Source organism: Rhodoferax bucti (genome assembly GCF_005876985.1).
Lineage (GTDB): Bacteria > Pseudomonadota > Gammaproteobacteria > Burkholderiales > Burkholderiaceae_C > Allorhodoferax > Allorhodoferax bucti.
Map to the genome: position 1 here is coordinate 1 of NZ_VAHD01000002.1, position 12,642 is coordinate 12,642.

Here is a 12,642-nt window from a genome sequence, read left to right on the forward strand (position 1 = left end):
GCGTTCAGTTACCAGCTTTACAGCTTCAACCTTGAACTCCCGGCTGAATTGCCTTCTCGTTGCCATTTGCAATCTCCTGTTTCATCGACAACCTTAACAAAGTGTCTTTGAAACCGGCAGCAGCCCAAAAGTCGCAAGGGATGCTGATGTTCAAATCGGCTACTTGCCCAGTCGAAGGAAAATCTGGTCCTTGCATGCAAGAGCACAGTGCAGGCATTGGAGGCACGTCGCGACTGATCCGCCGTCATAAAGCGTAGATAGAGTGTTCCAACCGTATGGTGCTGCAGTGTTGTTTGTACCGAACTGAAAACTTCTGGAAGGCAGCTGGTCAAAGTGTGTAGACCTGTTGGAATACACCGTTTTCTACTGGCTCTAGGTGCATCGAACAGGAGGATGCCTGTTAGTGATTGCTTGCGCCATGCCGTGAGCTGATGAAAGCGAGAGCACACACTGAAAAGAGTTTCGCCAGCATGCGGGGATGGAAAGTTTCCACACAGTGAAGCCCTAACTTGTGGAAGATAGTGCTGAATGTCGTTCATCGTTTGGCCACATCAACAAGTTTTCCCGCTCGGTAAAGTCGTGCGTTCTCCAAGTCCAACTGTGCTTTCGCAGGCAAGAGATCTTCGTAGGCCTGGAAGCGATAGGGGTCGTCGCTGCGAAGCGCTAGCAACGCTGGCTTAAGCAAAGCACAGTGGCGTTCGAACGCCATGTCGAGATGAACTAGCTCCAGACTGCGGGCGCCCGAGCGCAAGGCAATCTTTTGCGCTTGGGTGAACACACAGATCAAGACTGCGGGGAGTCCCAGTGTGAGTTCAAAGAATTTTGCTGCCCAGGTTTCGTCAAATTTAACGATTTCATCCATATATTGGTGAGCTGAGAGTGCTTTGACCAACAAGAGAAAGTGTGGATCCTTGGGTGATGAGGGAAGTGCAAAGTCAATTTGCCCTCCCGATGAGCAACGTCGAGCTGCTTCCAGTGAACCTGCCAATACGCGTACGAGTTGATGTGTGCCGCTAAAGACCAGAGGGACCTTCACAACATTCGTCAGTTGAATCAGCATGTCCAAGATCAGACGGCCTTGCTTTTTTCCACCATCCAGAACTCGCTGCAGATCATCAATGTGGATCAAACCGATGTGATAAGTCGACGCAATCTGCGCGAACTCTTGTATCTGTTGGTCGATCGACATGCGGACACGACCGTACTGGCTGACGTAGCTCATCGGTCCTTCAAGCCCCAGAGCCTTGTCTACAGATGCAAAGAATCTAAGCATGAGCCCGCGTGGTGAGCCACTGATAGGCGCGTCCAGCGATAGCCAGGCTATTTGGGTTTGTGCAAATCTTTTGCGATCGTATTTCACATGCTGGATGACTTGCGGTGTCAGCGAGAGAATCGACCGAATAGCTCTAGTCTTTCCTGACCCACTAAGTGCCGTGCAAATCAGGCAAGGTGGTAATGACGAAAATGATCCCCCCTGAAGTCGCATGCGCTCACGGGTTGTGTATATGCTCTGATTAGTCTTAGCCAGTGTAGGATTTCGCCTTAGATAGCCGGATCGCATGAGAAGGCTAATTTCCGACTCCATTTCCGACAAGTTGGGTCGAGGAATGTAGAGAGCATCCATTTCCGTCATGGCGTGCAGGCGGATATGCATGGGGAGTTTGCGTATTTCTGCGAAGTTGGTCGCGGGGCGATTCAGCAGTAAGGCGTCGAGTTCTGCAGGCCGCAAAATTGGAGGCAATGCTTCAATGAGCGGATTGCCCCTGTAATGTGGCGGCAGGTCTTCGGTGATGTATTTTGCTTTCTCCCTCATGGGGTACCCCATGAATCGAGTTGCTCGGCCAAGCGTGCAAAGTAGGCGTCAGTTTCACTTTCTCCGCTCTCGGCTTCGATAGGCGCCGATTTTGCAGGAGGTGTTTCGTGCGCTTGCGAAAGAGGTTGCTCTGATATTTGGGTTGCATCGACTCGTTCGCCCTCTGCCTGGCGATTCGCTTTGATGCCATTTCCTTTTAACTGTTTGCTGATTGGTTGCGCCTGGTTGGCCGCTTTCGTGACTGCTATTGCTTCCTTGAGTTCGTCAGCATTCTGTCGCTGGATATCCAGGCTTTCGGCCTTGGTGTCATCTACCATGTCCTCGCCAACAAAGCGTTTCACTTCATAGACTTCACGGAAGTCTTCGACGCAAAATAGATTTGCGTCAGCCAGTGGACGTTTGAATCGAATTTCACGCATCAAGGTTTCCTCTGGTAGAAGACACCAAGCTGCCGAAGAATCATCCGGCGAGGTTATTAACCCGACGGGCAATTGATCTCCAAAGCCCGCCAGTTTCACTGATGGATGGTCGTTCATCCATGGTGCGGCGTATTCCCACTTGTCGTCGATGATCCCGGTTCGAGTTAACTTAGCTTCCTTATGGATTAACGTCTTTCTCATTGCAGTCTCGTGATCTAAAAACACGGCACTGCCGTGTTTGTTGGCGATTCCATCAGACCAGAAGCCAAGTGGGTTTGGAACTACCTCTCGTGTGATGAAAGCCGAGCTCAGATGGCCACTCATGTTTTTGGTCAAGTTCAGAATCGCAATTCGTCTGACCAGCAGTCGCGTGAATTCTTTGATGGTCAGCACCGCGTCCAATCGGGTGTCACGCGTACCCCTCTCACGGATGCGTTCTGTAACGGCACCTGGTATCCAATGAATGAACTTTGTGTTGAGAACTCCAAAGGTGCGCTCAACGAGGGCCTTCCAATCTGCTCGGTAGGCGCCGGCGATACTGAGGTTTGTCCTCAGTTCAAGCTGAATTCCTCGACTGCCTTTGCTGTGCAGCTCTCCTCTGTCTGCCAGCCAGAACGTGGGCACGCATCCTTGCGGCATAAGGTGGGCGAGTTCTTGCACCCCGAGCCACGACAACCACCGACCTTTGTCCGAAATAGCTCTACACATAGCAATGCGTGCTTGATCCAAATTCGGACCTTCGAGCGCCACATGTACTCCAACTATCAAGGACGAGAATGCGTCAACCACCAAATAGATGACAGGCCTGCCTATTAAGCGTCGTCGATCAAACGCGCTGATCAAATACACATCGGCCACGGTGGCATCAACAATATAGGTATGGCCTGGATAGGGAATGCGATCTCTGGCACTTCCTAGTGCGGGTCGATGTGAGAGGTTGATCCTGCGCTCACCTGCTTCGGTTTGAAGCAGTTTGAGTTCACCCACAATTTGACTCAGGTGATATCTGAACTGCCTTTCGGAAATTGTCGGAATGGAAGCGTCAGCCTGAATTTCTATGCCACCATTCGGGTTTGTGGTGATCTTCTTTGGCCCGAAGTTCAACAGAAAGCTGTTGTACATCGCGCTCTTGGAAACGGTTTGATTCGCCAAACTTTCGTAGTGAGCCTTGATACAGGTCTTATCTGTTTCTGTGACATTTCGACCCTCTGCACTCTGACGGTGCCCCGTCTTGAAGCGGTCTGCTGGTCGGCCTAACTTTTGGGTGACTTTGCGCCGAACCCCTCTACACCAATACCGGTCTTCACTGGCCAGTTCTATGTCCATTTTTAGGGTGAAATAGCGTGCGAGAAGTCGCACTACCGTTGTGGCATTTACTTTGTGCTGTGCCGCAGCTTCATCTACTTTTGTTTTCCACAACCCGAGACATAGCATCGCAACCAAGGTTTCGGGTTCCACAAGGCTGGTCAAAATCTCTTTGTTGCGTTTGTAGCTTTTGCGCTCCAAAGCTGATTCCCGGTGCCGGTTGCTCGGTTTTGATGCGTCGGTTGCGGTTTCAGGGACGTGCTGAAACATCTGGGATTGCAGGTGCTGAGTAACGGATCTCCAAGAGTGAACCCGCGGCTTCTTGCAGTGTTTATGTATTCCTGCTGTCTTTTCCTTATCGGCTTCTCCTAACCAGAACAGCGCGACGAATTGCCCGTGCCGCTCAGAGGCGGCCACAACACGGTGGATTCCAGCCCTAAAATTTGCAATACCGGGCGGAACCAAGATGAGTTGATTGGGCGTGGTCATAGGCCCGGCATCCGACATGTGCGAGATGAAGTCGCGTTGTGGGTGCGAGCGCGTTTCCCAAGCCAGGGAAGTCCCAAGTCATAGTCTTGGCTGGGATTTTGCGGGATCCAGAGTCTTGTAAGAACCGCATACTTGAACCCAATGACTACGGTTTCATCGCTCAAGCCGAGTCGTTGAGCGCAGATACTCAGACGATCGCCAATTTAGGCTTCTGATGGAGTTTTGCTCAAACAATCCAGAATGCTGTTTACATCGATGTCTTTAGCCAACCACTTCATTCCATCGATGGCCCACATCATCCGCGTGGCTAGTAATGAAGTGAACGGCGTCTCTGTCATGACGATGTGACGCACTTTCCGATCGCCCCAATAGGTCCTCTCGATACTTCGCAGTTGGTGAGCGCGCTCCGGCCCCTCTTCAATTTCTTTCAGGTATTTGGCATGGATGGATAAGAGGGTGGCATCCCTAAAGTTCACCAAGAAATCCGTGGTCATAACACGGGGATTCGTCTTGGTAATCTGCGGATGTTTCAAGCCCAGGCTGCCTGCTATTTCGGCAGTCCCCCTGGGTTTTGTTTTCATGAGTGGGAACGCGGGGTCATATTCATAGACCTGCAATGGAAACTGCTCGCGGCAGTCGACTGGCCGTAGCGACCAAATCCATAGGAAGATCAGTAACTCCAAGTCGCTCAGCAAGTGATGGAATCGACCAATAGTCTCGTTGAAGACAAGATGTGATCTTCCCCGGGATTGAAAACCGCTGCGCTCAATCTGGATAAATGGCCGATAGTCGGCACCAGTGCCAGTGCCACGTCCTTCGAGAAGAAACGCTCGTTGGCGTTTTAGCTCTCCTTTGACCTTCGGTTCCTTGGTTTTGTTGGGGACTCGGTCTTCTCGCGCATCTTTCAGTTGTGACTGGGATGGCACACGCGTGCCTTGGACTGCTGAGTTCATGGGTACTCTCGCTAAATTTGGGGCAGGCTCGCGCCAGCACCTGGATGGCACTTGACGACGCCGAAAGAAGGGGAGATACTTGAACCAGGGTCCGAAACCTAGTTAAGTTTTCACCAGCTTTTCGGCAGCGCCGGTCTTTTGATCGGCGTTTTGCTTTCTACGCCTTTTGTCCCTCCTCGATTAGGTGGATAGGTCCGAAACCAAGGGACGGCGAACGCATCCCCTCAAAAAGCTTTGTGTTTTTGGGTTGTGGTCGTAGCCCCAGAGCGACACCAATTTTGAAGCTCTCGCCACGACGAGCTTGGCTTCGCCCACTAAGTACTGAGTACACCAGTGGTAACGAAAACCCCTTATCCCTTGCCCATTCGGCAACGCTCACGCCGTTTTCCTCGAAGCACTGGCGAATTTCTTCCAAATTCTTGAGCTTCACTGTGTGTTGCGACATAATTGTGGCAATTCTTTCACTTAATTGTGAAATTTTCAAGAGGTTTCTTTATGAAAATTGAAGGCATGGGCGTTCGACTGCGGGAAGAACGGGAGCGCCTCAAATTGAATCAGGAAGAGATTGCGGCGTTTGCTGGGACGAACCGGATGACACCCAATCGATACGAAAAGGGGCTGTACCTTCCAACACTTCCATTTCTGGATGCAATCAGTGGTGTCGGTGTAGATGTTGACTACGTGCTTTTAGGCAAGCATGGTGATGTCACTTTGTCATTCAAAGACGCCGCGCAGCTTGGTGTTGCCGTCTCAATAGTGTCAGATTTACTTGAGAAACATCGACTCGAAGTATCGGATGAGGTCAAGGGATCGCTGATTATTAAACTGTTGAGAATGGCAGAGCTCATGCCGCGTGACGCAAAGATGAAGGTCCCATCTCTTGTAGATTTGTTGTCACAGTCAACGCCCTGAATCGACCCATGACGAGCCAGGATTCCAAGTTGGCGGCGGTGCTGATCGAGCTGGAGAGCAAGGTTTCGAAACTGCCATCAGTTGACAGTCCAATGGAGGCCTTGGAAAGGCTCCAAAGCAGTCAGCAGAATGAAATGGGTGAGCAATATGCTCGAATGCTAGGTACAGACTTCCCTTGGTGGCAGATACGTCGCAGTCCGTTTCACGCAATGCGGTTCTTTTGCATCAAGAGGAAATATGCACATACCGCTCTCAACCTAAGCCGGTCTGATTGGGTGAGACTTAAGGCATTGGTCGTTCGCATTCGGTTCGGGTTTTATATAGACGATGCCAGTACCCGACTTCTGGAGTATTTGATCAGGCAAGACTTTTTGACGGAACGCGATGCCTGGCGACTACTGCATTCACCGGGTTGCCGCATTTCAGAGGAAGGGCTGGAGCCAGCACCGTTGTCGCCAATTGCTGGCAACTTTGGATTGTCCATTTCACTATCCCTTGGCATTTTGGCAGTGTTACTTCTGCAACCCCTCTTGATGTCACTATTGGGCGAATGTAAGTCTCCAATCTGTCAAATTGTTGGAGATGCTGTTTTGGCATCTTGGTCCCTTCTCACTGGATATTTGGTTGCGGTGTGTACTTGGGGACGACGTGATGCGGCAAAGGTTTTGTCAAGGCTTCTGGAATTAGATTTCAATGCCAGACAAGCTGAGCGTCTCGCGGTGAAGAGGCCGCTCGTTGTCCGGCTGCTTTGGTGATTAGGAGGTTCATTGAGCGTCGTTGCGGGCTGAGCTCCAATTTTGGGGGGAGCTTAGAAATTTGCTGATGTTTGAGGAAAACGTAAGCCGTTCAATAGCGCGAACCATCCCGGTAAACCCGCGGACATTCCTCCCGAGGCGACGCATTTCATGCTGGAAACATGCATAAAAAAACCGCCAAGGTTGCGCATGCTGGAGGCAGAGGCGTGGCGGTTATGTTGTCCAAATTTTAGCAGACCTGTAGTTGCAATGCACGTCTAAGAAATTGACGCATATCAATATCCATCGTTGCTGCATGTCGATAATCACTAAAGAATATCGACTTACACATGCCAACGAAAAACAGCACATCACTCTCCAGGAAATTGGTGCGAATAGGCGTCGCTTTGCTGGTGGTGGCGCTCACTTCGATTGGCCTGACACTTTGGGTAACTTGGCAGTTGGAAGGTGGGGCGGCTTCGGTAAACGAAGCAGGGCGCATGCGGATGCAGACTTGGCGCATGGCCAGCGAGATTCAAGCTGGCATTGCCGAGAGTCAACGGATGGCGCGTATCGCTGACTTTGACCAGAACTTGCGAATTCTGGAACAAGGCGATCCATCTCGACCTCTATTTGTGCCCTGGGATCCGGTGGTAAGACGCAAGTTCAACGCAGTGCAAGACCTTTGGACCGAACAGCGAGCTGGTTGGGTATCGGGTGTCGCAGCGCAGCCCGACGCAATTCTTCTCTCCACAAATGCGCTCGTTGCCGCAATTGATGCCTTGGTCAGTTCCATAGAACACCAGCTTGCCAAGCTGACTGCCCTGCTGAACTTGTTTCAGTTTGTGATGATGGTCCTGGCCATCTTTGCCGCAGTCGTCATGCTCTACACCGGCTATCTGTACGTGATCAATCCACTGGGTCAATTGCAGAAAGGTTTACGACGTGTAGAGGAGGGAGACTTTCAAGCACGCATTGAAGTGGATAGCAAAGATGAATTTGGATTGGTTGCCGAAGGCTTCAATGGCATGGCGGAACGCTTGCAAGATATGGTGGATGGATTGGAAGCCCAAGTGCAATTAAAAACTCAGCACATTGAGGCGCAGCGCGCGCGTATCGAGACCTTGTATGACTTTAGTGCGTTTTTGGCAGGCGTAAATTCAATTGAGGAAATGTCGAAGGGCTTTGCTCAGCGTTTGCGCGTTGTGATGGGGGCCGACGCTGTGACATTGCGTTGGTCTGACGATGCGAATCAGCGCTATCTGATGTTGGCATCGGACTGTTTTCCGCAAGACATGCTGGATGAAGAACGCAGCCTTTTAGCCGGTGCTTGTGCTTGTGGTAGCTTGCAGCAGGAAGCCCGTACACGTGTGATACCTATCCAGAACGCTGACGCCGCGCCAATGCGCCACTGTGCAAAGGCGGGTTACGAAAGCCTAGTGAGTGTGCCCATCCGGCTGCAGAGCCGGTTGCTCGGTGAAATTGATCTGTTCTACCGAAAGACAGTCTTATTGTCTAAAGACGAAGAGGTGCTTGTAGATGCTTTGGCAAGCCATTTGGCCAGCGCACTGGAGGGACTGCGCGCGTCGGCATTGGAGCGAGAAGCCGCAGTGGGAGAGGAGCGAGCTTTGCTGGCGCGGGAACTGCACGATTCGATTGCGCAGTCATTGGCTTTTTTAAAAATTCAGGTGCAGCTGCTTCGTAGTGCCGCAGACAAGGAACAAGGCCCGCAGATGCAAGCAGCATTGGACGAACTCGATGCAGGTTTGAAGGAAAGTATTGGTGATGTACGTGAGTTGCTAGTGCATTTCCGAACCCGCACCAACACAGACGACATCGAGGCTGCGCTGCAGGAAACTCTGCAGAAGTTCCGTCATCAAACTGGAATACACACAGAAATCGCAGTAAAAGGAGCGGGCCTACCATTGCCCTCAGACGTTCAGGTGCAGGTCTTGCACGTTGTACAAGAAGCCCTGTCCAACGTACGCAAACACGCGCATGCAACAGCAGTCGTGCTCGAGGTTGACAAGGGGCAGTTCTGGTCGTTTACGGTTCAGGACAATGGCGTCGGCTTTCCCACCGATGCGATGCTTGGCAGTCAGCACGTCGGACGACACATCATGAAGGAGCGCGCCCAGGCGATTGGTGCGACGGTGAGCGTTAGTTCAACGCTTGGAAAGGGAACTCGTGTTCAGCTCCGCTTACCAGAACATCCTGTGAACACGCCAGCTGCGTTGGCACTTTGACTCTACTGGATTAACTCATGCGCCTGATTCAACTGTTGGTCGTCGATGACCACAACTTATTTCGTCGTGGACTCATTGCGCTTCTTAAGCAGGATGGTCGTTTCGATGTTGTCGGTGAAGCCGCTGATCTGGGTCAGGCGCTGCGATCTGCGGGACAAATAGAACCCGACCTGGTTTTGCTGGATAACCACTTACCGGGGGTACGCGGGATCGACGGCATCGGTGCACTTAAACAGGCTTTTGCTCGCGCTCGCATCCTAATGCTTACCGTGAGTGAGAACGAAGAGGATTTGGCTGCTGCAATGCAGGCTGGGGCGGATGGCTATCTACTTAAGACTGTGGAGTCTGATCAGCTTTGCCAGGCAATTGTGCGTGTGCTAGCAGGTGAGCCGGTGATAAGCCCTGAGATGATGACAAAGTTCGTGGCCGCATTCCGTACTAAGCAAATGGTGACTTCCCGGCAGGAGGTCTTGTCTCCAATGGCAGATACACGTCCAAGCTTGGAGAATGCCTTGTCTGCCCGTGAACGAGAAATTCTGTTGCTTGTTGCGCACGGAGACAGTAACAAGCTAATTGCTCGTCAATTGGATATTGCCGAGACTACGGTCAAGGTTCACGTGCAAGCTATCCTGCGCAAGCTGCAGCTAACTTCTCGAGTGCAAGCTGCTGTTTACGCAGCCGCACAAGGATTGGTTTGATTTAGATCAGTCTTCTTGACCATTCGACGGTCACTAAGCCTTTAGAACTAGGCCTGAAAATTGGGGCATAGTTCTTTTCCGGTTGCTACTTGTTCCAACGGCGTATGGGCAAGCAGCCCACAAACCGCGACAGTCATTCCATCCCTAGGAGATGGAATATGGCTTCTGATTTAAGCAACGCACGTAAAGCCTGGTCGGTGCTGATCGTCAGCACCCTGGCATTTACCGTGTGTTTTATGGTGTGGATGATGTTCGGCGTGATCGGCATCCCGATCAAGAAAATGCTGAACCTCAACGCCACCGAGTTCGGCTTGCTCACCGCCACGCCGGTGCTCACCGGCTCGCTGATCCGCGTGCCGCTGGGCATCTGGACCGACCGCTTTGGTGGCCGCATCGTCATGGCGGTGCTGATGGCCATTACGGTGCCGGCCATCTGGCTGATGGCCTACGCCACCGAATACTGGCACTTCATCACCATCGGCCTGTTTGTGGGCCTGGCGGGTGGATCGTTCTCGGTGGGCACGCCTTATGTGGCGCGCTGGTTCCCCAAGGCCAAGCAAGGTACCGCCATGGGCATTTATGGCGCGGGCAACTCAGGCTCGGCGGTCAACAAGTTCGTGGCCCCCGTCATCCTGGTGGCCTTCGGCTGGGCCATGGTGCCGCAGGTGTACGCAGCCATCATGCTCGGTACGCTGGTCTTGTTCTGGCTGTTCAGCCACAGTGACCCGGCGCACCTGGTGCCCAACAACGTCAAGTTCACCGATCAGCTCAAAGCACTGAAGGACCCCAAGGTCATCAAGTACTGCCAGTACTACAGCATTGTGTTTGGCGGCTATGTGGCGCTGGCGCTCTGGATGGTGCAGTACTACGTGGGCGAGTTCGGTCTGGACATCCGCGTGGCGGCGCTGCTGGCGGCTTGCTTCTCGCTGCCCGGTGGCGTGTTGCGTGCCTTTGGCGGCGTGCTGTCGGACAAATACGGCGCCCACAGCGTGACCTGGTGGGTGCTGTGGGTGAGCTGGATTTGCCTGTTCCTGCTGTCCTACCCGCAGACCGACTTCACCGTGATGACCGTGAACGGCCCCAGCACCTTCCACATCGGCCTCAACGTCTATGTGTTCACCGGCTTGATGTTCATCCTGGGCATTGCGTTTGCCTTCGGCAAGGCCAGCGTCTTCAAGTACATCAGCGACGACTACTCGCACAACATCGGCGCCATCAGCGGCATCGTGGGCCTGGCCGGCGGCTTGGGTGGCTTTGTGTTGCCCATTCTGTTCGGCGTGTTGATGGACCTGACCGGCATCCGCTCCAGCGCTTTCATGCTGATGTACGGCGTGGTCTGGGTGTCGCTCATCTGGATGTACTGGACCGAGGTGCGCAAGACCGAAGTCATGGGCCAGAACGCCAAGAACTTTTCCCTCCAAAGCTAGGACGCCACCATGAGCACCACCACACCTTCGCGCGCTGACATTGCCGACTGGCGCCCGGAAGACGAGCGCTTCTGGGCAAGCACTGGCAAGTCCATCGCCTACCGCAACCTCTGGCTCTCCATCCCGGCCCTGCTGTGTGGCTTCGCTGTCTGGGGCATGTGGGGCATCATCACTGTGCAGATGCTCAACCTGGGCTTCCCCTTTACCCAGGCGGAGCTGTTCACGCTGACGGCCATCTCTGGCATCTCGGGTGCCACCATGCGCATCCCGGCCAGCTTTTTGATTCGCATGGCGGGTGGACGCAACACCATCTTTTTGACGACCGCCATGCTGCTGGCCCCGGCCATTGGCACCGGCGTGGCGCTGCAGCACCCTGAGTGGCCGCTGTGGGTGTTCCAGCTCATGGCGCTGTGGTCGGGCGTGGGGGGCGGCAACTTTGCCAGCTCCATGTCCAACATCAGCACCTTCTTTCCCAAAAAGCTGCAGGGCACGGCTTTGGGCCTGAACGCGGGCTTGGGTAACTTTGGTGTGACCACCATGCAGATCGTCATTCCGCTGGTGATGACTATCGGCCTGTTTGGCGCCTTCGGCGGAGAAGCCAAGGCGCTGGTCAAGGACAGTGGCTGGATCTTCGGCAAGATTGCCGCAGGCACGCCCACCTACATCCAGAACGCTGGTTTTGCCTGGGTGCTGTCGCTCATTCCCCTGTCCATCTTGTGCTGGTGGGGCATGAGCAACCTCAAAACCGTGTCACCCGCAACCGGCAACCCGGTGGTGGCGTTTGCCAAGATCACCTACCTGTATTCGCTGGCCTTCATTCCGTCCATCGGCATGTTGTACCTGTACCTGCCAGCGCCTACCGGCCTGGGCTTGCTGAACATGTGGGTGGCGATTCCGTTGGACATCGTGGCCGCCGTGCTGATGATGCGGGTGGCGGCCTTTGGCGCCATGCGCGAGAACGTGGAAAAGCAGTTCGCCATCTTCCGCAACAAGCACACCTGGAGCATGACCGCGCTGTACGTGGTCACCTTCGGCAGCTTCATTGGCTTCTCCATGGCCTTGCCGTTGGCCATCACCGTGATCTTTGGCTTCCAGCACATCCCCGATGCTGCCGGTGTGTTGCAGCACACGCTCAAAAACCCCAATGCCCCCTCCGCCCTGACCTACGCCTGGATTGGCCCCTTTGTAGGCGCCGCGGTCCGCCCCGTGGGCGGCTGGATTTCGGACAAGGTGGGCGGCTCCATCGTCACGCAAATCATCTCGGCCATCATGGTGCTGGCCTCGACCGCGGTGGGTTACGTGATGTTGCAGGCCTACCAGTCGCCCACGCCTGAGCAGCACTTCATGGCCTTTATGGGCTTGTTCATCGTGCTGTTTGCCGCCAGCGGCATTGGCAATGGCTCTACCTTCCGCAGCGTGGGTTTCATCTTTGACCGCCAGCAGGCCGGCCCGGTGCTGGGCTGGACCTCGGCGGTGGCGGCCTACGGCGCCTTCATTGCCCCCGTGCTCATCGGCCAGCAAATCAAGGCCGGCACACCGCAATACGCCTTCTACGGATTTGCCGTGTTCTACGCCGTGTGCCTGGTGCTGAACTGGTGGTTCTACCTGCGCAAGGGCGCAGAAATCCAGAACCCCTAAGCACCCTA

Annotated in this window: 10 protein-coding genes; 6 read left to right on the forward strand and 4 right to left on the reverse strand. The window is 53.8% G+C overall.

Translation table 11 applies throughout. From position 1 onward, the window contains the following. Window positions 1-535: 535 nt before the first annotated feature. The 4 genes from FDM28_RS06490 to FDM28_RS06505 all read right to left on the reverse strand — a co-directional run bounded on the left by FDM28_RS06490 (window position 536) and on the right by FDM28_RS06505 (window position 5,463). Window positions 536-1,813 carry an ATP-binding protein gene (locus FDM28_RS06490; protein WP_170211631.1) on the reverse strand — a complete coding sequence of 426 codons (1,278 nt, stop codon included), beginning with the start codon at window positions 1,811-1,813 and terminating at the stop codon, window positions 536-538. Further along, window positions 1,810-4,026 carry a transposase family protein gene (locus tag FDM28_RS06495; RefSeq protein WP_138514314.1) on the reverse strand — a complete coding sequence of 739 codons (2,217 nt, stop codon included), beginning with the start codon at window positions 4,024-4,026 and terminating at the stop codon, window positions 1,810-1,812. The genes FDM28_RS06490 and FDM28_RS06495 overlap by 4 nt, the downstream gene beginning before the upstream one ends. A 203-nt stretch (window positions 4,027-4,229) precedes the next feature. Continuing rightward, on the reverse strand, window positions 4,230-4,979 hold the full coding sequence (locus FDM28_RS06500) for a TnsA endonuclease N-terminal domain-containing protein (protein WP_138514316.1): 750 nt from the start codon (window positions 4,977-4,979) through the stop codon (window positions 4,230-4,232). Between the two features lie 157 nt (window positions 4,980-5,136). Beyond that, window positions 5,137-5,463 (reverse strand): DNA-binding protein, encoded by a 327-nt coding sequence (locus FDM28_RS06505; protein ID WP_206021927.1) that lies wholly within the window; start codon window positions 5,461-5,463, stop codon window positions 5,137-5,139. Window positions 5,464-5,474: 11 nt separating this feature from the next. On the opposite strand from FDM28_RS06505, the gene FDM28_RS06510 reads away from it, so the two are divergent. From FDM28_RS06510 to FDM28_RS18165, 6 genes are all read left to right on the forward strand, one after another. Further along, window positions 5,475-5,891, forward strand: a complete 417-nt coding sequence (locus FDM28_RS06510; protein WP_138514318.1) for a helix-turn-helix transcriptional regulator — start codon at window positions 5,475-5,477, stop codon at window positions 5,889-5,891. 8 nt (window positions 5,892-5,899) lie between these two features. Next, window positions 5,900-6,646, forward strand: coding sequence for a hypothetical protein (locus FDM28_RS06515; RefSeq protein ID WP_138514320.1), 747 nt, complete (start codon window positions 5,900-5,902; stop codon window positions 6,644-6,646). 329 nt (window positions 6,647-6,975) lie between these two features. Beyond that, a complete protein-coding gene (locus FDM28_RS06520; protein ID WP_138514322.1) occupies window positions 6,976-8,871 on the forward strand; it encodes a type IV pili methyl-accepting chemotaxis transducer N-terminal domain-containing protein in 1,896 nt (631 codons plus the stop codon). 17 nt (window positions 8,872-8,888) lie between these two features. After that, window positions 8,889-9,569, forward strand: a complete 681-nt coding sequence (locus tag FDM28_RS06525) for a response regulator (protein WP_138514324.1) — start codon at window positions 8,889-8,891, stop codon at window positions 9,567-9,569. Between the two features lie 158 nt (window positions 9,570-9,727). Next, window positions 9,728-10,996, forward strand: coding sequence for an MFS transporter (locus tag FDM28_RS18160; protein WP_138514326.1), 1,269 nt, complete (start codon window positions 9,728-9,730; stop codon window positions 10,994-10,996). 9 nt (window positions 10,997-11,005) lie between these two features. Next, window positions 11,006-12,634, forward strand: coding sequence for an MFS transporter (locus tag FDM28_RS18165; protein WP_138514328.1), 1,629 nt, complete (start codon window positions 11,006-11,008; stop codon window positions 12,632-12,634). Window positions 12,635-12,642: the final 8 nt, after the last annotated feature.

Excerpts from the sequence above, each read along its gene's own strand:
- FDM28_RS06500 (WP_138514316.1), bottom strand. The coding sequence starts at position 4,979 with ATGAACTCAGCAGTCCAAGGCACGCGTGTGCCATCCCAGTCACAACTG.
- FDM28_RS18165 (WP_138514328.1), top strand. The coding sequence starts at position 11,006 with ATGAGCACCACCACACCTTCGCGCGCTGACATTGCCGACTGGCGCCCG.
- FDM28_RS06490 (WP_170211631.1), bottom strand. The coding sequence starts at position 1,813 with ATGAGGGAGAAAGCAAAATACATCACCGAAGACCTGCCGCCACATTAC.
- FDM28_RS06525 (WP_138514324.1), top strand. The coding sequence starts at position 8,889 with ATGCGCCTGATTCAACTGTTGGTCGTCGATGACCACAACTTATTTCGT.
- FDM28_RS18160 (WP_138514326.1), top strand. The coding sequence starts at position 9,728 with ATGGCTTCTGATTTAAGCAACGCACGTAAAGCCTGGTCGGTGCTGATC.
- FDM28_RS06495 (WP_138514314.1), bottom strand. The coding sequence starts at position 4,026 with ATGACCACGCCCAATCAACTCATCTTGGTTCCGCCCGGTATTGCAAAT.
- FDM28_RS06510 (WP_138514318.1), top strand. The coding sequence starts at position 5,475 with ATGAAAATTGAAGGCATGGGCGTTCGACTGCGGGAAGAACGGGAGCGC.
- FDM28_RS06515 (WP_138514320.1), top strand. The coding sequence starts at position 5,900 with ATGACGAGCCAGGATTCCAAGTTGGCGGCGGTGCTGATCGAGCTGGAG.
- FDM28_RS06520 (WP_138514322.1), top strand. The coding sequence starts at position 6,976 with ATGCCAACGAAAAACAGCACATCACTCTCCAGGAAATTGGTGCGAATA.